General features: G+C 72.6%; 15 protein-coding genes. 6 read left to right on the top strand and 9 right to left on the bottom strand.

Going from position 1 to position 21,213, the window contains the following annotated elements; translation table 11 throughout:
- Positions 1-128 precede the first annotated feature (128 nt).
- Positions 129-1,646: a PspC domain-containing protein gene (locus ACWEKM_RS26015; RefSeq protein WP_451623641.1), complete on the top strand. Its 1,518-nt coding sequence runs from the start codon at positions 129-131 to the stop codon at positions 1,644-1,646.
- Positions 1,633-1,869 carry a hypothetical protein gene (locus tag ACWEKM_RS26010; protein WP_451623640.1) on the top strand — a complete coding sequence of 79 codons (237 nt, stop codon included), beginning with the start codon at positions 1,633-1,635 and terminating at the stop codon, positions 1,867-1,869. The genes ACWEKM_RS26015 and ACWEKM_RS26010 overlap by 14 nt, the downstream gene beginning before the upstream one ends.
- Positions 1,870-2,096: 227 nt before the next feature.
- On the opposite strand, the gene ACWEKM_RS26005 is transcribed toward ACWEKM_RS26010, so the two are convergent.
- Together ACWEKM_RS26005 and ACWEKM_RS26000 are read right to left on the bottom strand one after the other, a co-directional pair.
- Positions 2,097-2,621 (bottom strand): DoxX family protein, encoded by a 525-nt coding sequence (locus ACWEKM_RS26005; protein ID WP_451623639.1) that lies wholly within the window; start codon positions 2,619-2,621, stop codon positions 2,097-2,099.
- Between the two features lie 214 nt (positions 2,622-2,835).
- Positions 2,836-4,113 carry a hypothetical protein gene (locus ACWEKM_RS26000; RefSeq protein ID WP_451623638.1) on the bottom strand — a complete coding sequence of 426 codons (1,278 nt, stop codon included), beginning with the start codon at positions 4,111-4,113 and terminating at the stop codon, positions 2,836-2,838.
- 191 nt (positions 4,114-4,304) lie between these two features.
- On the opposite strand from ACWEKM_RS26000, the gene ACWEKM_RS25995 reads away from it, so the two are divergent.
- Together ACWEKM_RS25995 and ACWEKM_RS25990 are read left to right on the top strand one after the other, a co-directional pair.
- On the top strand, positions 4,305-5,189 hold the full coding sequence (locus ACWEKM_RS25995; protein WP_451623637.1) for a DUF4429 domain-containing protein: 885 nt from the start codon (positions 4,305-4,307) through the stop codon (positions 5,187-5,189).
- Positions 5,190-5,501: 312 nt separating this feature from the next.
- Positions 5,502-5,966, top strand: coding sequence for a pyridoxamine 5'-phosphate oxidase family protein (locus tag ACWEKM_RS25990; RefSeq protein ID WP_451623636.1), 465 nt, complete (start codon positions 5,502-5,504; stop codon positions 5,964-5,966).
- Positions 5,967-6,136: 170 nt separating this feature from the next.
- On the opposite strand, the gene guaA is transcribed toward ACWEKM_RS25990, so the two are convergent.
- Positions 6,137-7,717, bottom strand: a complete 1,581-nt coding sequence (gene guaA / locus ACWEKM_RS25985; RefSeq protein WP_451623635.1) for a glutamine-hydrolyzing GMP synthase — start codon at positions 7,715-7,717, stop codon at positions 6,137-6,139.
- A 492-nt stretch (positions 7,718-8,209) separates the two neighbouring features.
- On the opposite strand from guaA, the gene ACWEKM_RS25980 reads away from it, so the two are divergent.
- Together ACWEKM_RS25980 and ACWEKM_RS25975 are read left to right on the top strand one after the other, a co-directional pair.
- Positions 8,210-8,494 (top strand): chorismate mutase, encoded by a 285-nt coding sequence (locus ACWEKM_RS25980; protein WP_451623634.1) that lies wholly within the window; start codon positions 8,210-8,212, stop codon positions 8,492-8,494.
- 814 nt (positions 8,495-9,308) lie between these two features.
- The gene (locus ACWEKM_RS25975) at positions 9,309-10,340 is read left to right on the top strand and encodes an LPXTG cell wall anchor domain-containing protein (protein WP_451623633.1); all 1,032 of its coding nucleotides are present in this window, start codon (positions 9,309-9,311) and stop codon (positions 10,338-10,340) included.
- A gap of 187 nt (positions 10,341-10,527) precedes the next feature.
- Here the strand turns inward: ACWEKM_RS25975 and ACWEKM_RS25970 are convergent, their stop codons facing one another.
- The 6 genes from ACWEKM_RS25970 to ACWEKM_RS25945 form a co-directional block, all read right to left on the bottom strand.
- Positions 10,528-12,327: a GMC family oxidoreductase N-terminal domain-containing protein gene (locus ACWEKM_RS25970; protein WP_451623663.1), complete on the bottom strand. Its 1,800-nt coding sequence runs from the start codon at positions 12,325-12,327 to the stop codon at positions 10,528-10,530.
- Positions 12,328-12,467: 140 nt separating this feature from the next.
- Complete coding sequence (locus ACWEKM_RS25965) at positions 12,468-14,111, bottom strand: succinic semialdehyde dehydrogenase (protein ID WP_451623632.1); 1,644 nt, start codon at positions 14,109-14,111, stop codon at positions 12,468-12,470.
- 123 nt (positions 14,112-14,234) lie between these two features.
- Positions 14,235-15,218, bottom strand: coding sequence for an endonuclease/exonuclease/phosphatase family protein (locus ACWEKM_RS25960; RefSeq protein ID WP_451623662.1), 984 nt, complete (start codon positions 15,216-15,218; stop codon positions 14,235-14,237).
- Between the two features lie 372 nt (positions 15,219-15,590).
- On the bottom strand, positions 15,591-17,288 hold the full coding sequence (locus ACWEKM_RS25955) for a serine/threonine-protein kinase (protein WP_451623631.1): 1,698 nt from the start codon (positions 17,286-17,288) through the stop codon (positions 15,591-15,593).
- 58 nt (positions 17,289-17,346) lie between these two features.
- Complete coding sequence (locus tag ACWEKM_RS25950; protein ID WP_451623630.1) at positions 17,347-19,092, bottom strand: protein kinase domain-containing protein; 1,746 nt, start codon at positions 19,090-19,092, stop codon at positions 17,347-17,349.
- A 143-nt stretch (positions 19,093-19,235) separates the two neighbouring features.
- A partial coding sequence (locus tag ACWEKM_RS25945) for a hypothetical protein (RefSeq protein WP_451623629.1) occupies positions 19,236-21,213 on the bottom strand: 1,978 nt, incomplete at its 5' end.

The following is a 21,213-nucleotide window of genomic DNA, read 5'->3' as shown; positions in this document are numbered from 1 at the left end:
CTTCACAGACCGGGCCGCGCCCCGCCCGCGGGACCGCCACACCCCGGCCTCGACTCAGGGCCGATATCAGGGTTCGGCCAGGGTCGATCCGACTGCCGCCGCGGCGGCCGGGCCGTCACCATGGACGTATGACGGATCACGACCACGCCGCGCCGGGCCCGGGACCCGGCTCCGGACCCGGCCCCCGCCCGAGTCCGAGCCCGGGCTCCGGGCCGCCGGGTGCCGCCCCCGCCGCCCCCGCCGCGGCCGACGCCAAGAAGGCGCGCGGCGACGCGGGCGCGCCCGGCGCCAACGGCACGACGGGCGCGGGGGGCGCGGGCGCCGGGCCCCTCGTCTCCGACGGCGTCCGGCCCCTGCGCGCGTTCCGGCGTGACCGGCACCACAAGGTGATCGCGGGGATCTGCTCCGGGCTCGGGCGGCACACCGACATGGATCCCGTGATCTTCCGGATCACGCTGGCGGTGCTGGCCGCCAGCGGGGGTATCGGACTCATCTTCTACGGGTTCGCCTGGCTCTTCGTGTCGTACGACGACGAGGAGGAGAACGAGGTCCGCAAGCTGCTGACCGGCCGGGTCGACGGGCAGGCCCTGGCCGCCGTGCTGTTCGCGCTGGTCGGCTGCGGTGCCTTCCTGACGATGCTGAAGAACAGCGACGTGCTCACCTTCGGCATCGTCCTCTCCCTGCTGCTGGCGGGCGCCGGGTACTGGTCCCAGCGGCGCGGCGCCCCCGACCCGGATCCGCTGGCCGCCCAGGCGGTCGCCGACGCCCCGCCGGAGCCCCAGGCGCCGCCCGCGCCCACCGCGTATCCGTCCTGGTGGCGCGAGACCATCGTCAAGGACGGCACGCATGACGGCGGCACCGGCTATCTGTGGGGTCCCGCCTCCGCCGTCGACCGCGACCCGGCGGGGGCCCGCCGCTTCGGCCCCGGCATGCCCTGGGGCGACGCGCGCGGTCCGCGCACCGCGCCGCACCGGCCGCGCGGCCCGCGCTGGATCGGCGGCTGGGTCTTCCTGCTCGCGCTGCTGGCCGGCGCCCTGGGCACCTGTTGGGCGTGGGACCGGCAGCCGCTGGGCACCGCCCTCCAGATCGGACTGTCCTGCGCACTCGCCGTCTTCGGACTCGGCGTCGCGGTGAGTTCCTTCCTGGGGCGCACGGGGGCCGGTTCGCTGTTCCTGGCGCTCATCACCGCGACGCTGCTCGCCGGCTCGACGCAACTGCCCAAGGACATCACCACCCACTGGCAGAAGGCGTCGTGGCGGCCCGCCGCGGTGGCGGACGTACGGCCCAAGTACGACCTCGGGACCGGCGTCGGCACCCTGGACCTGACCGGGGTCCGGCTCGCCGACGGCCAGACCCTGGCGACCAGGGCGCAGGTGGGCGTGGGCCGACTGCGGCTCGTCGTGCCGTCCGGCGCGACCGTGCGGCTGAGCATCGAGGTGGGGGTGGGCGACATCCAGTTGCCCGGCGACAACAAGAAGGACGTGGACGTGGCGCCCGGCAAGCACAAGACGGTGACGCTGTCGCCGACGACGACAGGCACCCACGGCAAGGACGGCACGGGCGACAAGGACGGCACGGGCGGCACCATCGACGTCGGCCTCCAGGTCGGCGTGGGACAGGCGGAGGTGAGCCGTGCTGCGTCATGAGTTCCAGCCGGGCCGACTGGTCGCGGGCGTCTTCCTCACCGCCACGGCCACGGCGTACGCAGGTGACGCGGGCGGGCTGTGGGAGACCCCCTGGTTCACGGCGATCCCCCTGATCGTGGGCGGCCTCTCCCTGGCGGGCGCGGCGGCGGTACTGGCCCGGACGGTACGCGCCAGACGCTCTTCCGCCCACCCGAAGAAACCCCACACCGACACACCGACCTGATGAAAGCGCCCCCGAAGCCGAAGGGGCGCGGGGAACTGCGCGACCAGCCACCACGCACCCGCAGCTGACCGACGGCACAGGCCCCCGGTCCCCGGCCCCTCACGCGACCACAGAACGGCACAGGCCCCCGGCCCCTCACGTCATCACAAAGGGGAAGCGCCCCCGAAGGGGCGCGGGACTGTATCGGCTTGCGGCTCCGCCGCGTCACGGCCCGCCCGGCGAACCGCCTAGCCTCCCGTCCGTTGCCGTCGCCGGGTACGCAGAACCGCGTCCAGGGAGAGATAGGGGGCGCCGGCCAGCACGAGGGGCAGCCAGGCCATCAGGTAGGCGAGATCGTTTCCGTAGTAGTACGGGGTCGTGGACCAGCTGACGGTCAGCCAGAGGCTGAGCGAGATCAGCGCACCACCGAGCGCGGCCAGCCGGGCGAGCAGGCCGACCAGGATGCCGATGCCGACGGCGAGTTCACCGAAGGCGATGGCGTAGCCGAAGCCGACGGGGTTCTTCAGGGCCAGGTCGACCAGGGACGGGATCGCCGCGGAGTCGCGGACCGCGCGCATGGTTTCGCCGACGGAGCCGGGACCGCCGGACTTCATGAAGGCGCTGCTGGTCAGCTTGTCCAGACCGGCGTAGATGAACGTGATGCCGAGAAACACGCGCAGGGGCAGCAGGGCGTAGTGAGTGGCGGTCTCCCGCCAGTCACGGCGGCTGTCGAGGTAGGACGTATGCATATCTGAACGAATGCCACGAGTCATCACAGAATGCCGCCTCTCACCCGCGTGTCGATCCCCCCACCGACCATACGTACGACACGCGGGAATGGTTCAATCGTCTACCGGACGATTGTCCGCATTCGGATGGACGGATGTGCGCCGGACGGACCGCGCCCATCCGCCTCGCCCACCGGCCTCGCTCACCGACCGGTGACTCCAGTCGCTCGGTTGCTGCCGGTCACTCAGGTCACTCCGGTCACTCCGTCACCTCGACCACACAGCGGTTGGTCGCCGCCCCCGCCGCGGTGACCACCTGCACCTCCACCGACCCCGGTTCCACCTCCGCCGGCACCGGCACCCTCAGCGCACCGTCCGTCGGATTGCTGAATCCGCCGGCGACGGGAATCAGCGGAACGTGCACGTTGACCGCGCCTATCCGCACGACCATGCGGGAGAGCCGGTCGGCTGTCTGGGCGCCCGGCGGGACGAAGCCGGCGCCGCGGATCTCGATGTCGTCGCCGGTACGGATCGGCCCGTCCAGGTCGCCGGCCTCGCGGGCGCGCACCACGGAAAGGATCACCGGGCGGCCGCCCTCCGCGTACTTGCCGGCCAGATAGGTGGCGGCGGACACCAGGACCAGCACGGCCAGCCCCCAGGGCAGGTCGGGGAGTTGGTCGGGGCGGCGGGCGAGCCGTACCGCGGCGAACGTCAGGGCCACCGCGCCTATCACGACGTACTGGATGTCGGCGAACGTGCCCCGGCCGGCGTCGTCGGTCAACAGGTCGGCCGCGCGGGGCCGGTGCGCCCGTACCTTCTGCAGCCGCTGGGCGAGCACACGCAGGCCCACCACCCGCCGGACGAGCACGGCGATCCCGCAGACCACGGCGAGGACGGTCACCACGCCCGCCCCGCGGGCCAGTTCGAGACCGGAGATCAGCGCGTCACGCTCGACGGGGTCGGAGGCGGCGGCGAGCCGACCCGCCAGCACCAGGACCGCGTACGCGACGAACAGCACCCACGCCGCCGCGACCGTACGGGAGGTGGACAGCCGGTTGTCCTCGCCGATGACGGGGGCCAGCGCCCCGCCCCGGGCCCGGTGGAACCAGGAGGCGGCGGTCAGCGCGCAGGCCACCAGCAGCGCGGCGAGCAGCCCCGCGGTGCGCGCGCTGGTCCAGCCCGCGCCGATCGCCGTCAGCGCCTGGACGAGCAGCAGCACGAAGACGGCCGCCCACAGGACGTACAGCGTGCGCCGCCACAGCCGGGCCAGCCAGGCCGCGCCCTCCGCCCGGCCGCGCTCGGCGACTGCCTCCGCCGACTGCGTCAACTGCTCGGAGACCCACTGGCGGGAGGCGGAGGCCGAGTGGGCCACCGCCGTCGGCAGGCCCCGCCCGCCCGCGAACTCATCGCGTTTGAGGAGGAATTCGGCGACCGCCCGGCGGTGCCCCTCACGCGCCCCGTGCGGACAGTCCCCGCAGGTGCAGCCGCCCCCGTGGGCGGCCATACCCGCGCCCTGCCCCGCCTCCTGCACCGCCACGCCCGATGCCCGCCTTCCCCACGACCCACGGCGCGGCCGGGCCACCCCCCTCGCGGGCTCGGCCAGTGCCGCGCAACTCCCCAGTTCTGACAGCGAATTGTGCCCTACGCCCGGCGGGCCACCGTCAGCAGGTGCGGTCACCGGGGGTGAGATGGGCGTCGCCGTGTTGACCCGGCTGCGAGAATTTCCGTATGGCCGAGATCATCCAGCGTGACGGGGCCTGGGCCTTCGACGGCGGCACGATCCGGATCACGCCGGGGCGGCACCGCTCCGTGCCGCTCTTCCGGCAGACGTACGGGGAGATCGCCGTGCCCCTGGAGGCCGTGTCGGGGGTGGTCTACGAGCCCGAACGCAGGCGCGGCCGACTGCGGTTACGGCTGCGGGAGGGCGCCGATCCCCTGTTGCAGGCCACCGGCGGGAGACTGCCGGACGCGGCCGACCCGTACCGGCTGACCGTGGACGCAAACAACTCCGGGGCCGCCGAGTACCTCGCCGAGGAGATCCGGCACGCGCTGCTGCTCGACCAGATCCCCCAGGAGCCCGCCGACGCCTATCTGTTGCCCGGGCCGCCGGTGCCGGTCTCGGTGCGCTCCTCCGACGGGACGGTCTCCTTCGACGGCAGCCAGGTGCGCATCGACTGGGCCGACACCTCCGACCGGGTCAAGCGGGCCACCGGGCCCCGGATGATCGGCGTCGGTGACCTGCTCCAGGTGGACTGGCTGCCCAACTCCGGCCACGAGGACGGCTTCCTGCGCTTCGTGACCCGCGAGACGGTGTACTCCCAACTGCCGCCGGAGCGTGACCCGTACACCCTCGAACTGTGGGGCAGCGCCCGCCGCGATCTGCTCACCGCGCTCGTGGCGGCCGCGGTGGCCGCCCGGCTGCCGCATCCCTTGGCCCGGGCCGGCATCGAGTGCGCCGACCGGCCGCGGCCGGTGGCCGCGGTGCCCCCGTCGGCCGACCACCACGACGTACTGCTGCGCCGGCTGCGCGAGTTGGCCGAACTGCACCGGGACGGCGTGCTCACGGACGAGGAGTTCACCCGGACGAAGGCGGCCGTGCTGCGCGGGTTCTAGTGCCCCAACAGGCAACGTTCGCCCCGTCACGACGCCCGGCACGCTCCCCCAAGCTCTCGGCTCCGCTTGAGCAGGGGAGACCCCCACGACGCCGCTCCTCAACGGGCAAACGTTGCCTGCCGGGGCACTAGTACGGCCCGGCCGGGCGATCCGGGCGGGTCCAGTTCGGATGATCCGGGCCAATTGAGCACTGGCCGAGGACCAGCTGAGGGCAGGCTGAGGGCTGGCTGGGGGCCAACCGAGCAGGACCGGCCGCCCGGCCGCCAGCAAAACCCGACAGCAGATGTCGGGTATCGCCGCGAGAGTGGGCCCATGAACTGGGCAGCCCTCATCGCCACCGCACCCGAACTCGCCGAGATCGCCGAGCGGCGCTTCGGCGCGTACCGCCATCACGTCCTCGCCACGCTGCGCAAGGACGGCTCCCCGCGCACCAGCGGCCTGGAGGTCCGCTTCCTCGACGGCGAGCTGTGGCTCGGCATGATGCCGCACTCGCTCAAGGTCCTCGACCTGCGGCGCGACCCGCGCTTCACGCTCCAGGCGAACCCCGGCTCGGGCACGGACCTGGGCGGCGGCGACATCCGGGTCGGCGGACGCGCGGTCGAGACCGAGGACCCGGACCTGAAGGGGGCTTACGTGAGAGAGGTGGCACCGCCGCAGCCGTTCCACCTGTTCCGCGCCGAGCTGACCGAGGTCGTACGGACGTACATCGAGGACGACGCGTATCTGGTCACCGAGATCTGGCAGCCCGGCCGACCCCTGCGCACGCTCAGACGCTGAACGCTCCGCTGGACCGGCCGCGCCGCGCCGTCGGTCAGCTGCTGCTCCGCTGGATAGGCCCGGCCGTGCCATTGGTCAGCTGCGGGTCCGTCGTGGCCGGTCGCGCAGTTCCCCGCGCCCCAGCGGGCGCTGCCCCCGCCCCAGCGGACTTCGGCAGCGCCGCTCGGGGCTCACTCCCACTCGATGGTGCCCGGCGGCTTCGAGGTCACGTCGAGCACGACGCGGTTGACGTCGCGGACCTCGTTGGTGATGCGGGTCGAGATCCTCGCGAGGACGTCGTACGGCAGCCGCGACCAGTCGGCGGTCATGGCGTCCTCGGAGGAGACCGGCCGCAGCACGATCGGGTGGCCGTAGGTGCGGCCGTCGCCCTGGACACCGACGCTGCGGACGTCCGCAAGCAGCACCACCGGGCACTGCCAGATGTCACGGTCGAGGCCGGCCGCGGTCAGCTCCTCGCGGGCGATGGCGTCGGCCTCGCGGAGCAGGTCGAGGCGCTCCTTGGTGACCTCGCCGACGATGCGGATTCCGAGGCCGGGGCCCGGGAAGGGCTGGCGCTGGACGATCTCCGCGGGCAGGCCCAGCTCCTGGCCGACCATCCGGACCTCGTCCTTGAACAGCTTGCGCAGCGGCTCGATGAGCCGGAACTCCAGGTCCTCGGGGAGACCGCCGACGTTGTGGTGGGACTTGATGTTGGCGGTGCCGGTGCCGCCACCGGACTCGACCACGTCCGGGTAGAGGGTGCCCTGCACCAGGAACTCCACGGCCGGGCCCTCGTCGGCGATGATCTCCGCCTGGGCCTGCTCGAAGACCCGGATGAACTCACGGCCGATGATCTTCCGCTTCTGCTCGGGGTCCGCGACCCCCTTGAGGGCGGTGAGGAAGCGCTCCTCGGCGTCGACGACCTTGAGCTGGACGCCGGTGGCGGCCACGAAGTCCTTCTCGACCTGCTCGGTCTCGCCCTTGCGCATCAGGCCGTGGTCGACGTACACGCAGGTCAGCTGGGGGCCGATGGCCCGCTGGACGAGCGCGGCGGCCACCGCGGAGTCCACACCGCCGGACAGGCCGCAGATCGCGCGCTTGTCGCCGACCTGCTCGCGGATCGCGGCGATCTGCTCCTCGATCACATTGCCGGTGGTCCAGGAGGGAGTGAGGCCCGCGCCGCGGTACAGGAAGTGCTCCAGCACCTGCTGGCCGTACGTGGAGTGCATCACCTCGGGGTGGTGCTGGACGCCGTACAGCCGCTTCTCGTCGTTCTCGAAGGCGGCGACCGGGACAACGTCCGTGGAAGCCGTGACCGAGAAGCCCGCCGGGGCGGCGGAGCAGGCGTCGCCGTGCGACATCCACACGGCCTGCTCGGCCGGGGTGCCCTCGAACAGGGTGGAGGACGGCCTGGAGACATGCAGGTCGGTACGGCCGTATTCGCGGGCGCCGGTGTTGTCCACCGTGCCGCCGAGGGTCTGGGCCATCAGCTGGAAGCCGTAGCACATGCCGAGCACGGGGACGCCCGCCTCGAACAGCGCGCGGTCCACGGTCGGGGCGCCCTCCTCGTACACCGACGAGGGGCCGCCGGAGAGGATGATCGCCGCGGGGTTCCTGGCGAGGATCTCGGCGACCGGCAGGGTGCTCGGCACGATCTCGCTGTAGACCCGCGCCTCGCGGACACGACGGGCGATGAGCTGGGCGTACTGCGCGCCGAAGTCGACGACCAGGACGGTGTCGGGGGTGGCGGCAGCGGGAGTCGCTGATGACACGGGGTGCCTTCCGGCGGGTCGGGCGGGGGTCTGTGGTTACCGATTCTAACGGGGTGGCCGTGGGACCCCTCGCCGCGTACGAGGGGTCCCACGGCCACGGGCCGCCCCGGCCCGGCCCGGCCCGCAATGCCACGCCCCGGGCCGGGCTGGGCTGGGCTGAACCGGGCTGGGCTAGGCCCGTCGGCCCCCCGGGCCCGGCGGGCGGCGGGTGCCCGGCCCGACGGGTGCCCGGCCCGACGGGTCCCCGGTGCCCGGCCCGACGGGTCCCCGGTGCCCGGCCCGGCGGGCGTCGACCGTGCCGTGGCATACTGCACACATGCTCGCGCACTCGACCTTCGTCTTTACCTATGGCATCCGGCCCACCGGCTGCCATGGTCGTGCTGCTTGAGCAACTGACAAGCGACTTCCCAGGCGCCCCGGGCCGACAAGGTCCGGGGCGCCTGGCGTTTCCGGAGCCTGCCGGTCCTGGGTACACCGACAAGGAGCCCCGACATGACCGCCACCACCGAGAAGACCGGTGCCCGCACCGCCGAGGCCGCCGACACCATCACCGACGCCCGCGAGCGCATCGACGCGCTCGACGACCGGATCATCGGGCTCGTCCAGGAACGCATGGCCGTGTCCACCGTGATCCAGGAAGCACGGATCGCCTCTGGCGGACGGCGTGTGAACCTCTCCCGGGAGATGGAGATCCTCGGCCGCTACCGGGAGGAATTGGGCAAGCCCGGTACCGCGCTCGCCATGACGCTCCTCGAACTGTGCCGGGGTCGCATCTGAGTTCGGTCGCCCTCTCACTCGTACGGAGCGTGACCGCCCCGCGCACCGCTTCGTTGGTCCCGGTGCCCGTGCCAGCCAGGGGCGGGCCCGCAACACCACGCGTGGCTCGCTGGAGCGATGAGGCGTACGGATCGTGCCGTGCGCCGTGGGACCTCGCTCCAGGGAAGTGACCGGACTGCAGGGGACAGCAGCCCGGTCACCCAAGAGAAACCGGTCGGCTCCGGGGACGCCCGGGGCCGACCGGCGGAAAACAGCGAAGAATGCGCGAAGAATGCGCAAGGGCTGGACCAAGCAAGGGCTGGACCAAACGGTCGCCGAGGCCGCGTCCGCCCAGCACAACGCGGGGCACCCCCCAAGCTCACGTACGTCCCCCAAGCTCCCCCAAGTCCCTGAACCGACAACCGCATTGCGGTGCACGGCGGCCCGTCTGCCGGCGGTCGAGACCATGCGCACACCCCGGGTGCGCCGGGGCGCCGGGGCGCCGACCGAGGGCACGAGGGGCGCAGGGCTGACGGAAGGACAAGCGGCGCAACCCCCCGGCGCTACGGCCCGTTGCGGACCTCGCCGACGGCCGGGAGGCCCGGGTGGGGTGCGCAGGCGAGGTGTGACTCAGCACACATAAGAATTCTGTGAGAGCGGGTGCAACCTTTGGCCGATCTCGCTGATCAAACCTGCTGACACCGACGAGATCAAAAAGTTCACCAAAACCCAGCGACGCTGGCACAACACAAGGACACCACCCGCGCCCCACACGCGGAGAGCCCGCTACCCACAAGGTGCCGCCCGCCGCGGCACCTGACTCCCCGAGGTCTTCATGAATCTTCGCCGTGCCATGGCGGCGGCGGCCGCGACGGCCGTCATAGCCCCGCTCGCCCTGCTGTCCGCGCCCGCCGCGTTCGCGGACGAGTCGACATCGCCGGCGCCCAGCGAGAGCGTGACGACCGAGCCCACCGACGAGGCGCCGAGCGACTCCGCCTCGCCGTCCGACACGGTGCTGCCGTCCGACACCGCCCAGCCGAGCGAGAGCACGTCGCCGAGCGACACTCCCGACCCGAGCGACAGCGCGAGCCAGTCGACCTCGCCCGAGCCCTCCGACTCGGCCGGGCCGACCGAGACCCCTTCGGACCCCGACGCGCCGTACTGCGAGGACCTCGACGGCAACTACGGCGAAGCCAAGGTGGCCGCGGACATCAAGGGCCTGCCGGGCAAGATCGTCGCGGGTGACGGTTTCCACCAGTTCCAGCTGGTCGTCACGAACGACTCCAAGACCGATGTCGAGGACGTCTACTTCTACGCCGAGATCGAGAACTACGAGTTCGACGACGAGGCGAAGTACCTGAGCCCGTACGTCGACCTGGAGTTCAAGAACCCCACGGACGGCTCCTGGGACCGCATCGGCGACAAGGACTGGGCCGGTGACGTCTTCTTCCGCGCACGGCAGTTGAAGGCCGGCGCCAGCAAGTCGATCGACCTGCGCGTGAGCATCGACGCCAAGGCCCCCGTGGGCGACGCCTACTCCTTCGGCTCCGGCGCCTACTTGGACAACGTCGACGGCCAGTCCTGCATCGCCGAGGGCTGGGCGATGTACGACTTCAAGGTTCTGAAGGCCGGTTCCCCGAACCCCGACCCGGGTTCCGCCACCCCGAGCGACAAGGGCGGCAAGGGCGGTAAGGGCTCGGTGAAGAAGCCGCAGGGCGATCTCTCCTCCGTACCGACCGGCAATCTCGCCGACACCGGCTCCAACTCCGCGCTGCCCGTGATCGGCCTCGTCGGCGGCATCGCCGTCGTCGCCGGTGCGGGTGCGGTGTTCGCGGTGCGTCGGCGCAAGTCCCGCGCGAACGCGTAAGGCCGACGCGGGAGAGACCACGAAAGAGAGGGAGCTGCGCTCGGAGGGGGGCGCAGGTCCCTCTCTTTCGTCTTTGTCGTCCTCACCATCCTCACCGTCCTCACCGTCCTCACCGACTTCGCCCTCGTCGCCGTCGTCTGCCGTCTGCCGTCTGCCAGCGGTCGGCGGTCGGCGGTCGGCGGTCGGCCTACGGTTTGGGCGGCACCGTCGGCATCCCCAGGAAGGGCAGGCGCAGGGCGCCGAAGGCGTCCGCGGGTACCGCGGGGCTGCGCGGCTCCACCGGCTTCAGCCGCTCGTAGGCCGCCCCCTGCGCCGGACGCCGATCCGCCTCGCCCTGGTTGGGCCAGTACGACATCGCCCGCTCGGCCTGCGCGGTGATGGTGAGGGACGGGTTGACACCCAGGTTCGCCGATACCGCCGCGCCGTCCACCACCGAGATGCCGGGGTGTCCGTACAGCCGGTGATACGGGTCGATCACACCCGTCTCGCGCGAGTCGCCGATCGGGCAGCCGCCGAGGAAGTGGGCGGTGAGCGGGGTGCCCAACAGCTCGCCCATGTTGCTGCCCGGGAAGCCGTTGATCTCCTGAGCGAGCGCGGACGCCGCCTCCGAAGCCGCCTTGATCTGCTGGGGGTTGGGCGCGCCGTGCCCCTGCCGGGCGGTGAGCAGCCCCTTGCCGACGCCGGCCGGTTTCAGGTACGTCGTCAGGGAGTTGTCCAGGGACTGCATCACCAGGCCGATGATGGTCCGCTCCGACCAGCGCCGGTTGGACAGGGAACGGGCCACCTGCCAAGGGTGCCGGGCGGCGTTGGCCAGCCAGGCCGACACGCGCGAGGAGCCCTCGACGTAGGGGACCTGGAGGATCGACAGGCCACCCATCGAGTTCGAGCCCTTGCCGTAGCGGACCGGCTCGATATGGGTGTCGGCGTCCGGGTGGATCGAGGAGGTGATCGCCACGCCCTGGGTGAAGTCTGCCTTCGCGGTGCCGTGCGCCTTGCGGTAGCGGCGGTCGTCGGTCTGCGCGCCCACCAGCGCCTCGGAGTTGGTGCGGGTCAGTTCGCCCAACCGGTCTGATACATACGGCAGTTGCCCGTTCGCCTTCATGCGGTGCAGCAGGGTCTGGGTGCCATAGGTGCCGGCGGCCAGCACCACCCGGTGGGCCGTGAAGGTCCGGCCCTCGCCCTTCCTGCGGTCGTCGGTCGGCAGGGTGGCCACCGCGTAACCGCCCCGCGAGTCGTCGGTGACGGACACCACCGTCGTCATGGGGTGCACCACCGCGCCGGCCCGCTCGGCGAGGTGGAGGTAGTTCTCGTTGAGGGTGTTCTTCGCCCCGTGCCGGCAGCCCGTCATGCACTCGCCGCACTCGGTGCAGGCCCGGCGGGCCGGTCCCACGCCGCCGAAGTAGGGGTCCGCCACCTGCTCCCCCGGGCGTGCCTTCGCCTGCCCGTCCGCGTCCTGGCCGTCGCCGAAGAACACTCCGACCGGGGCCGGCTGGAAGGTGTTCGCCACGCCCATCCGCTGCGCCGCGGCCTTGAGGTGCACGTCGGAGGGGGTCATGGTCGGGTTGAGCCGCACGCCGAGCATGCGCCGCGCCTGGTCGTAGTACGGCCTCAACTCCTCCTGCCAGTCGGTGATGTGCTTCCACTGCGGGTCGTCGAAGAAGGTCTTCGGCGGCACATAGAGGGTGTTGGCGTAGTTCAGCGAGCCGCCGCCCACGCCCGCGCCGGCGAGGACCATGACCTTGCCGAGCAGGTGGATGCGCTGGATGCCGTACATGCCCAACTTGGGCGCCCAGAGGTACCTCTTGAGGTCCCAGGAGTTCTTGGGGAGCGTTTCGCGGGTGAAGCGGCGGCCGGCTTCGAGGACGCCTACGCGGTACCCCTTCTCGGTCAGGCGCAGGGCGGTCACCGAACCGCCGAAGCCGGAACCGACGACGATGACGTCATAGTCGTAGGCGTAGGCGTAGGCGCCCGTCGTGTCCTGGGGCACGAGGCCCCTGGGCTCAAGGTCCTGGGGGACGAAGTCCTGGGGCTCAAGGTCCTGGGGCACGGGGTCTCCTCATCGAGTGGTGCGTGCGGGCCGTCCGTGGCTGGTCGCGCAGTTCCCCGCGCCCCTTGACGACAGGTCGGCTAACGGAACCGGAAAGCCTTCATGAGCCGCAGGCTCCGGCTCATGAACCGGGCGTATTTCTCGTCGTCCATCCCCAGCGAGGGAGCCATCGGGAGCAGCCTCTGCTGGGCCACCGTCTGGGCCTCGGTGTACTTGAGGATGCCCTCGGAGCCGTGCCGACGGCCGAGGCCGGAGTCCTTCATGCCGCCCATCGGGGACTGGACGCTGCCGTACGCGGGCGCATAGCCCTCGTTGACGTTGACCGTGCCCGTGCGCAGGCGCGCGGCGACGGCCCGGCCGCGTCGGCCGTCCCGCGTCCACACCGATGAATTGAGGCCGTAGGGCGTGGAGTTGGCCTGCTCGACCGCCTCGTCCTCGGTCCTGAAGCGGTAGATCGACACGACCGGCCCGAAGGTCTCCTCGGTGCAGACGGCCATGGGCGCCTCGACGCCGTCGAGGATGGTGGGTTCGAAGAAGTACGGGCCGATGTCCGGGCGGGCCACACCACCGGCGATCACCTTCGCGCCCTTGGCGACGGCCTCCGTCACATGCCGTCGTACGGTCTCCAGCTGGCGTTCCCCGACGAGCGACCCCATGTCGGCGCCGTAGGCGAGGGACCCACCGAGCCGCATGGCCCTGGTGCGGGCGGCGAACCGATCGAGGAAGGCATCGGCGATCGACTCATGGACGTACAACCGCTCGATGGAGACGCAGAGTTGGCCGGCGGAGGAGAAGCAGGCGCGGACGGCGCCGGCCGCGGCCTTCTCGATGTCGGCGTCGGCGAGCACCAGCATGGCGTTCTTGCCGCCGAGTTCGAGGGAGACGCCGACCAGCCGGGCGGCGGCGCTTCGCGCCACCTCGCGCCCGGTGCGGGTGGAGCCGGTGAAGGAGACATAATCGGCGTGCTTGACGACCTCGGGGCCGATGACCGGGCCGTCGCCGAGGACCACCTGGAAGACACCGGCGGGCAGCCCGGCCTCGATGAGCAGATCGCGCGCCCACAGGGCGGTGAGGCAGGTCTCGGTGTCCGGCTTCATCACGACCGCGTTGCCGGCGACGAAGGCGGGCAGCGCGTCGCCGACGGACAGCTCCAGGGGGTAGTTCCAGGGGGCGATCTGGCCCACGACCCCGCGCGGGTGGCGCAGTTCGGTGACCTTGGTGAGGGTGGGCACCGCGCCCGTGTGCCGCTTGGGCCTGAGCCGGGCGGGCGCCGTGCGGCCGTAGTGGCGGGCGGCGACGGCGACGGCCTGGACCTCCTCGTGGGCGTGCAGCCGCGCCTTGCCGGTCTCCAGCTGGATCAGATCGAGCACCTCGGCCTGCCGTTCGAGCACCAGGTCGTGGAAGCGCAACAGCACGGCGGCCCGCTGCCGCACCGGCGTCCGCTCCCATACGGGCTGGACGGCGCGGGCGGCCTCAAATGCCGTGCGTACGTCCTCGGGCGTGGACTCCGGCAGGTCGGCCAGCTTCTGTCCGGTGAACGGCGTGTGGTTGGCGGTGCGGCCGGAGCCGATGACGCCCTTGGTGAGCTGGGCGACCAGCTCCGGTGTGACCACATCGGCGGCGGTCCGCGCGCCCTCGGGAGCGGGGGCGAGGGGGTTGGTGCCGGTGCCGGTCATATCCGTGGTGTGTGCCGGAGCCTGTTCCTGGGCCTGCGAGTCGGTCATGAGCCGCAGGGTATTCCGGGGCGGAAACTTTGGGTACCCGTCAGTAACAGCGTTTCCGACCATCACGCCCGCGGTGCGTACTCCCGGATCCCGGGACGGAATCGGAGCCTTCTTACGCGGTGTTCACCAGCTGATTCCGGCCGCCACCGGCAGGTGGTCGCTGCCGGTGGCCGGCAGCACCCACGAACTCGCCGACTCCACGCCCCTGACCAGGATCTGGTCGATCCGAGCCACCGGGAACTTCGCCGGCCAGCTGAAGCCGAAGCCGTCCCCGGCCTCCTCCTGGGCCGAGTGCAGCTGCGAGGTGAGGCCGGCGAACGCCCGGTCGTCCACGGTGCCGTTCAGGTCGCCGAGCAGCACCACCCGCTCGTTCCGCTCGGCGGCGACGGCCTCGGCGAGCGCCTGCGCGCCGCGGTCCCGGCTGTCCGTCCAGAAGCCGTTCCTGGGGAACACGCGTACGGACCCCAGGTGGGCCACATACACCGCCAGCGGCCCCTGGTCCGTGGCCACCGTGGTGCGCAGCGCCCGGTTGTAGGCCATCCTGCTGTCGACCGGCTTGGTGTCCCCCAGCGGCCCGTAATCCATCTTGGTGTCGACCGGCCGGGTGTCCGACAGCGGCAGCCTGCTCCACAGCCCGACCGTGCCCTGCACCGTGTGGTACGGGTACGTCTTCGCCAGCTCCTTCTCGTACAGCGGCTTGGCCTGCGGGGTGATCTCCTCCAGCGCCAGCACGTCCGCCTTGGAGCCGGCCAGGTCGCGGGCGGTGCCGACCGGGTCGGGGTTGTCGGCGTCGACGTTGTGGCTGGCCACGGTGAGGTCGCTGCCCGAGTGGGACTTGTCGCCGAGCAGCCCGCCGAAGAGGCTCAGCCACACTACGACCGGCAGCAGCAGCGCGACCACCGCGGAGGCGGAGCGGCGCCACAGCGCCCCGGCCAGCAGCACCGGAACGAACAGGCCGAACCATGGCAGGAAGGTCTCCACCAGGCTGCCGAGGCCCCCACGGTTCGTGAGCTGCGCGTGCAGCAGCATGAGCAGGCCCAGCAGCAGCGCCAGCGCCGCGAGCACCGGGCCGCGCTTCCACGGCCCCGGCCGGGAGCCGATGCGGATCGCGCGACGGATCGCCCGACGGATGCCCGCGCGCCAGGTACCGGAGCCGGTGTCCCGGCGGTCGGCGCCACCCTGCCCGGTCTCCACCGTGTCCAAAGTTCCGGCGCGCTCCTCGGCCTCGACCTGCTGCCGCGCGTCCGCAAGGTTCTGAATGGGTTCACTCACTGGAAAATGCCCTAATTGTGAATTCTTGGAAGGGTTTCTTATGGAGGCCGTCGGGCTGCACGGTTGCGGAATCCTCTTGATACATCCGGTTATGCGGCCGTACATGACTACGTCATGCGATGCCGATCAATACGCGCATACTCCGAGGCTAGGAGTCGGCACATATCGTCGGCATATCGAAAACCACGTACAAGGCGGGGCGCCTCGTCAGCCCCGTACGAACGTGTCGAGCGCCACGTCGAAGTACTCCCGGGCCTCCCGGACCTGCCCCACCGGCGCCGACACCCACACGTCGTACAGCCGCCCGTTCTCCTCCCAGCACAGGTCGTAGGTGTGCCGGGGTCCCTCCACCGCGCTGAAGCCGCTCCAGCTGAACTCCCAGAGCGCGGCCGGCCGACCGCGGTGCGTGGCCTCGGTGACCCGGCCGTCGTGGTACCCGGGGTTGGTGCGCGGTCCCTCGGCCGCAGCCCGGCGCATCACCCCGAGCGGGCCGCCCGGTCCGGGTGCGGTGACCTTGATGCCGAGCCGGAAGGTCTCCCCCTGCGACAGATAGAAGACCCGCTCGCCCTGCGGCTCGCGGGTGAAGCCCTCGGGCACGGCGAGGGAGAAGCCCGCCGGGTCCCGGGCGGTGCGATAGCCCGAGGGTGCCGGTCGGGCGCCGGAGGCCGTGCTGGGGGCGGTGGGCGCGGTGGGCGAACGGGCCTCGCTCCCCGACGCGCCGGGCGCCGCGCTCGCCGATGTGGCGGGCGCCGCGCTCGCCGATGTGGCGGGCGCCGCACTCGCCGATGTGGCGGGCGCCGCACTCGCCGACGTACCCGGTGCCGGACTCGCCGACCTGCCCGGTGCCGGACTCGTGGGTGCGCCGCCGCCGTGCCCGGCGCGGTTGATCAGCAGCGCCGCCGCCGAGATGCCCGCCCCGGCCATCGCCGCGACCAGCAGCGCCGCCACCAGTACGCCCCGCCGGGACGGCCGTAACGGCTGCCGGCCGGCCGGCGCGGGCCTCGGCACGTCCCGCTGGGTCGGCGAGTACGGGGCGACCGGCCGCGACACCACACCGGCCGGCTGCGGCGTACGGCCCGTCTCCAGGAACGCGCCCAGCAGCCGCTCCGCCTCGGCCGCCCCCAGCCGCCGGTCCGGATCACGCTCCAACAGGCCCCGGATGACCGGCAGCAGCGGCTCGGCCTGGGCGGGGGGCCGGATCTCGGCGGCGACGACGGCGTGCAGGATGCCGCCGAGCGAGTCGCGCCGGAACGGCGACTCGCCGCTGAGTGCCGTGCACAGCAGCGCGCCGAGCGACCACAGATCCGACGCGGGCCCGGTCCGGGTCCCGGACATCCGCTCGGGCGCGGTGTATTCGGGCGAGCCGACGAACGCGCCGGTCTCGGTGAGCGTGCTGGCGCCCGCGACCTGCGCGATACCGAAGTCGGTGAGGACGACCCGGTCGGTGCCCGACTCGATCAGGACGTTGGCGGGCTTGATGTCGCGGTGCAGGACACCGGCCGCGTGCGCGGTGCGCAGCGCGCCGAGCAGGGCGATACCGATGCGGGCGGCCTCGGCGGCGTCGACCGGTCCGCGCTCCGCGATCCGGTCGGCGAGCGAGCCGCCGTCGATCAACTCCATGACGATGCAGGAGCGTTCGTCGTGCTCCACGACGTCGTGCACCACGATGATGTGCGGATGGTGCAGTTGGGCCACCGCGCGGGCCTCGCGCAGCGTGCGGTCACGGTGCAACCGGGCGTCGTCGTCCGGGAGGGAGTCGTCCTGGGCGAGTTCCTTGACCGCCACCCGGCGCCCCAGCAACTGGTCGGCCGCCCGCCATACGACGCCCATCCCGCCGCGCCCGAGCCGGGCCTCCAGGCGGTAACGGCCCGCGATCACACGGAAGTCGTCCCCCTCGGTCGCCATGGGGCCCATCATGCCGCACCGGACGCTCTGCTTCCGGGGCGCCGACCGGCCAAGCGTGTCAGTTCTCGGGCGACTGCCAGCTCTGCAGCACCCAGGTGAACTGCCGGCTCGTGGTCGTCCAGTCCTCGGCGGGCGACGACATGTAGATCGCGTACTCGGCGCCGTTGCGGCCGATATACGTCTCCTCGATGGCGCGGCGCGGCCCGGCGACGTACGGCGGATCCTTCTTCAGCGCGGTCCAGGTGTACTCCCACAACGCGCCCTGGCGGTCGCGGTAGGTGTTCTCCACCATCTTCACGCGGTCGTAGTCGATCAGCCGCTGCAACTGCTGTTCCAGGTCCTGCTGGTGCTCGTACGGGTCGGCGAAGTCCGGTGAGCCGTCGATGGAGATGCGGACGAAGTGCTTGCCGCCGTCGGGCGTGTAGTCGACCTGCTTGAGGTCGCCCTGTACGCCGTACACCTGCCGCTTCCAGCCCTTGGGCAGGGACAGGGTGAAGCCCAGCGGGTCGTTGACGGTCTGCCAGTCGGCGGGGACGGTCGCGTCTTCGGTGGGCGTTGCGGTGGGGTCCGCCGAGTCCGTGGGATCGGCCGAGTGCGTGGGGCCGGACGAGTCCCTGGGGTCGGGCGTGATAACGGCCGCGTCGTCGTTCTGCCGTCCGGTGCCCAGCTCCTGAAGCGCCACCGCCGCGGCACCGCCCACGACGGCGGCCGCCGCGACCACGAGCGCGAAGGTGCGCAGGCGGCGCCGTCGGGGGTGGGCGGGCGGCACGGCCGGCGCCAGAGCCGTCGGCACCGTGCCGTGCGGGGTTGCCGGGGCCGTCCCATGCGGGGTCGCGGGAGCCGTCCCGTACGGGGTCGCCGGGACCGTCCCGTGCGGGGCGCCGGTGGCGGAGCCGTGCGGGGCGCCGGTGGCGGAGCCGTACTCGGTCTGCTCCGCCGGGCGGGACGCCACGTTCCGCGTCGGCACATACGCCTGCGCGGCGCCGGGCCGCCGTCCCTCCGCCGCCTCCGCCAGCAACTGCTCGGCCACCGCGGCGTCCGGCCGGTCCTCGGGGTCCTTGCGCAGCAGGGCGGTGATGACGGGGCCGAGCGGACCGGCGGAACGGGGCTCGTCGGCCTCGTCCTCGACGACCGCCTGCATGGTGCTGAGCGGTGAGGTACGCCGGAACGGTGACCGGCCCTCCACCGCCGTGTACAACGTCGCGCCCAGCGCCCACAGGTCGGAGGAGGGGCCCGGGTCGTGGCCGCGCACCCGTTCCGGAGCGAGATAGTCGACCGAGCCGACGACCTCTCCGGTGCGGGTGATGGTGGAATCGCCCTCTATCTGGGCGATGCCGAAGTCGGTGAGCAGGACCCGGCTGTCCCGCCCGAGCAGCACATTGCCCGGCTTGACGTCGCGGTGCAGAACACCGGCGGCGTGCGCGGCGCGCAGCGCCCGCAGCACCCACAGCCCGATGCGCGCGGCCTCCTGCGGCTCGACCCGGCCCCGCTCCTTGACCGCGTCGGCCAGCGAGCTGCCCTCGACCAGCTCCATCACGATCCACGGACGGCCGTCGTGCTCCAGCACATCGTGCACGGTGACCACGGCGGAGTGGTTGATCCGGGCCGCCGCGCGGGCCTCGGCCCGGGTGCGGGCGAGCAGCACGGCCTGGTCGCTGTCGGACACATACAGCGCGGCGGTCAACTCCTTGATGGCGACCGACCGGTGCAGCACCTCGTCGTGCGCGCGCCACACCCGGCCCATGCCCCCGCTGCCGATGGCGTCGACGAGCCGGTAGCGGCCCGCTATGAGCCGACCCTGCATCTGATTCACGTTGCCCCGCAATGGTCTTGACAGGGTCAGACTAGGGACCGGAAGTCGTTCATGGAACCGGAGGGGTGCCAAGGAGACCGCACTGTGACGGTTTTCGCTTCAGCCGACCGACGGGAACCGAACGCTCAGGGGCGTCAGCGGGTGAACCGGTACGACTGCGACGCCTGCTCGTACAGCCGTGTCACCTCGTCCCGTTCGGCCTCCGGGCCGCGCACCTGCACCACGTGGTAGCGGCCGTCGAGGAGCATCGCGATGTTGCGTACGAACAGGTCGCGCCCCTGGTCGTCGGTCCAGGTGAACTGCCCCTCCGCCATGGTCCGCCCGCCCACCTCGGTGGTCCGCAGTCCGGTGGCGGTGGCCCAACTGGAGTCGCGGTAGGGCTGCAACTCGCTCTCCTTGTCCCGCTGGTACACCATCGGGTCGCTGCCGTACTTGGCCGCGCTGTCCCGCCCCGGTACGACGATGAGCTGGAAGTCGCCGTGCGTGTAGAGCACCTGACCGAGGCCGTTGCGGGGTGTGCGGTCCCAGCCGTCGGCGACGGCGATCCCAAAGCCCTCGGGGTCCTTGCGCAGGGTGAAGCCGTCGGCGACGGAGGGTCCTTCGGTGGTCTGCGTCTCGGTGGAGGGCGCCGACGAGGACTCCTCGGACGTGCCCGTCGAGGGCTTGGTGCTCGCTCCGTCCGAGGGCGCGGGCGCCCGGCTCGCCTGGCCGGCGGCCCCGGTCCGCTCGCCGCCCGCCGCGTCGGTACTGTCCGACTTCGGCATGAACAGCATCGCGTACGCGATCGCGCCCACCAGCAGGAGCAGGATCAGCAGGAGCAGGGTGCGGCCCAGGCGGCGCGGGGAGCCGGTCTCCTGCCGGGTCCGCTTGTGCCGCCCGTGCGCGCTGGTCGCGGGCAGTCCGGCACGCCGTCTGCGCACCAGTTCGCCGCGGCGCCGCACGATCGGCAGCCGCTTCGGGTCGGCGGGCGGCGTGGCGACCACATGCGTGCCGGCGTCCGCCTCCGGTGCGGACCGCACCAGGGAGCGCAGCCAGCCGCGCAGCTCCTCGAAGTCAGGCCGCTCGGTGGGGTCCTGACGCAGCAGCGACTCGACGACCGGGCGCAGCGGCCCGCACTCCTCGGCGAAGGCGGGCGGCTCCGCGCACACCAACTGGACCAGTTCGGCCGTCGACTCCTCCGGGTACGGCGCGTGTCCCTGTACGGCTCTGAACAGCAGCGCGCCGAGCGCCCACAGGTCGGTGGCGGGACCGATCGGGGCGGCCAACTGCCAGTTCTCGTGCACCGGTCCGGCCTGCTCGGGTGCCCAGCGCTCGGTCACCGGTCCCACCACGGTCATCCGCACCTGCCGTGCCCGCTCCGCGGCGAGCGCGGTGGCGGGGCCCCGCCGGACGGGGGCTCCGGCGGCCGACTCGCCCCAGCGGGCCGGCGGCGGGGAGTCGGCGGCGGACGGCACACCGGCGGAGGGCACCGGCGCACGACCGTTCTGCGGGGGCACGCCGACGGCGGGGAGCGAACGGCCGTCCTCAGCGGTGGCGGGCGGTAGGGCGGGGGCCGGGCCGCCCTGAGCCTCGGGGGCGTCCGGGGTCGCGCGGGTGGCGCCGCCCGGCGGGAGCGCCGCCCGCTGCCGGTCCTCGCCCGGAGCGCTCCGGCGGGACGCTCCGTGCCAGGGGGTGACGCGCACGCCGTAGGGGTCGGCTATCTGACCGGGGGGCGTGCCGCCGGGGCGTTGGTCCGGGCCCTGGCCCGGGGCGTAGGACGCCGGAGCGAAGTCGCCTGTCCGGGTGGCGGCGCCGGGGTCGCCCTCGTCGGGCGGCCGGACGCCGGACGGCGCGGCCCGCCCGTTCTGCTGCGCCTCCTGCACCCGGGCGGCGGCGCGGGTACCCGCCCGGTAGGCGGCGATCGCCCCCGCGCGGGCGGCGCGGATGTCCCCGCCGCTCTCCAACGCCGGACGGCCCGGCGCCCCGGGGGTTCCGGGGGTCCCACCCAGCGCCCCGGTGGTCCCGGCCCCGTCCGTACCGTCCACACCATCCGTACCGGGCCGCGGGTGGCCGCCCGCGGCCCGCGCCTGGATCGCGGCGCGCCGGGCGGCCTCGGGGTCCACGCTCCCCGGC

The organism is Streptomyces sp. NPDC004752, from assembly GCF_053601275.1.
Note: the sequence above shows the minus strand (reverse complement) of the source record. Positions and strands in the feature narration are given on the sequence as shown.

Excerpts from the sequence above, each read along its gene's own strand:
- ACWEKM_RS26015 (WP_451623641.1), top strand. The coding sequence starts at position 129 with ATGACGGATCACGACCACGCCGCGCCGGGCCCGGGACCCGGCTCCGGA.
- ACWEKM_RS26005 (WP_451623639.1), bottom strand. The coding sequence starts at position 2,621 with ATGACTCGTGGCATTCGTTCAGATATGCATACGTCCTACCTCGACAGC.
- ACWEKM_RS25995 (WP_451623637.1), top strand. The coding sequence starts at position 4,305 with ATGGCCGAGATCATCCAGCGTGACGGGGCCTGGGCCTTCGACGGCGGC.
- ACWEKM_RS25990 (WP_451623636.1), top strand. The coding sequence starts at position 5,502 with ATGAACTGGGCAGCCCTCATCGCCACCGCACCCGAACTCGCCGAGATC.
- ACWEKM_RS25980 (WP_451623634.1), top strand. The coding sequence starts at position 8,210 with ATGACCGCCACCACCGAGAAGACCGGTGCCCGCACCGCCGAGGCCGCC.
- ACWEKM_RS25975 (WP_451623633.1), top strand. The coding sequence starts at position 9,309 with ATGAATCTTCGCCGTGCCATGGCGGCGGCGGCCGCGACGGCCGTCATA.
- ACWEKM_RS25965 (WP_451623632.1), bottom strand. The coding sequence starts at position 14,111 with ATGACCGACTCGCAGGCCCAGGAACAGGCTCCGGCACACACCACGGAT.
- ACWEKM_RS25955 (WP_451623631.1), bottom strand. The coding sequence starts at position 17,288 with ATGGCGACCGAGGGGGACGACTTCCGTGTGATCGCGGGCCGTTACCGC.
- ACWEKM_RS25950 (WP_451623630.1), bottom strand. The coding sequence starts at position 19,092 with ATGCAGGGTCGGCTCATAGCGGGCCGCTACCGGCTCGTCGACGCCATC.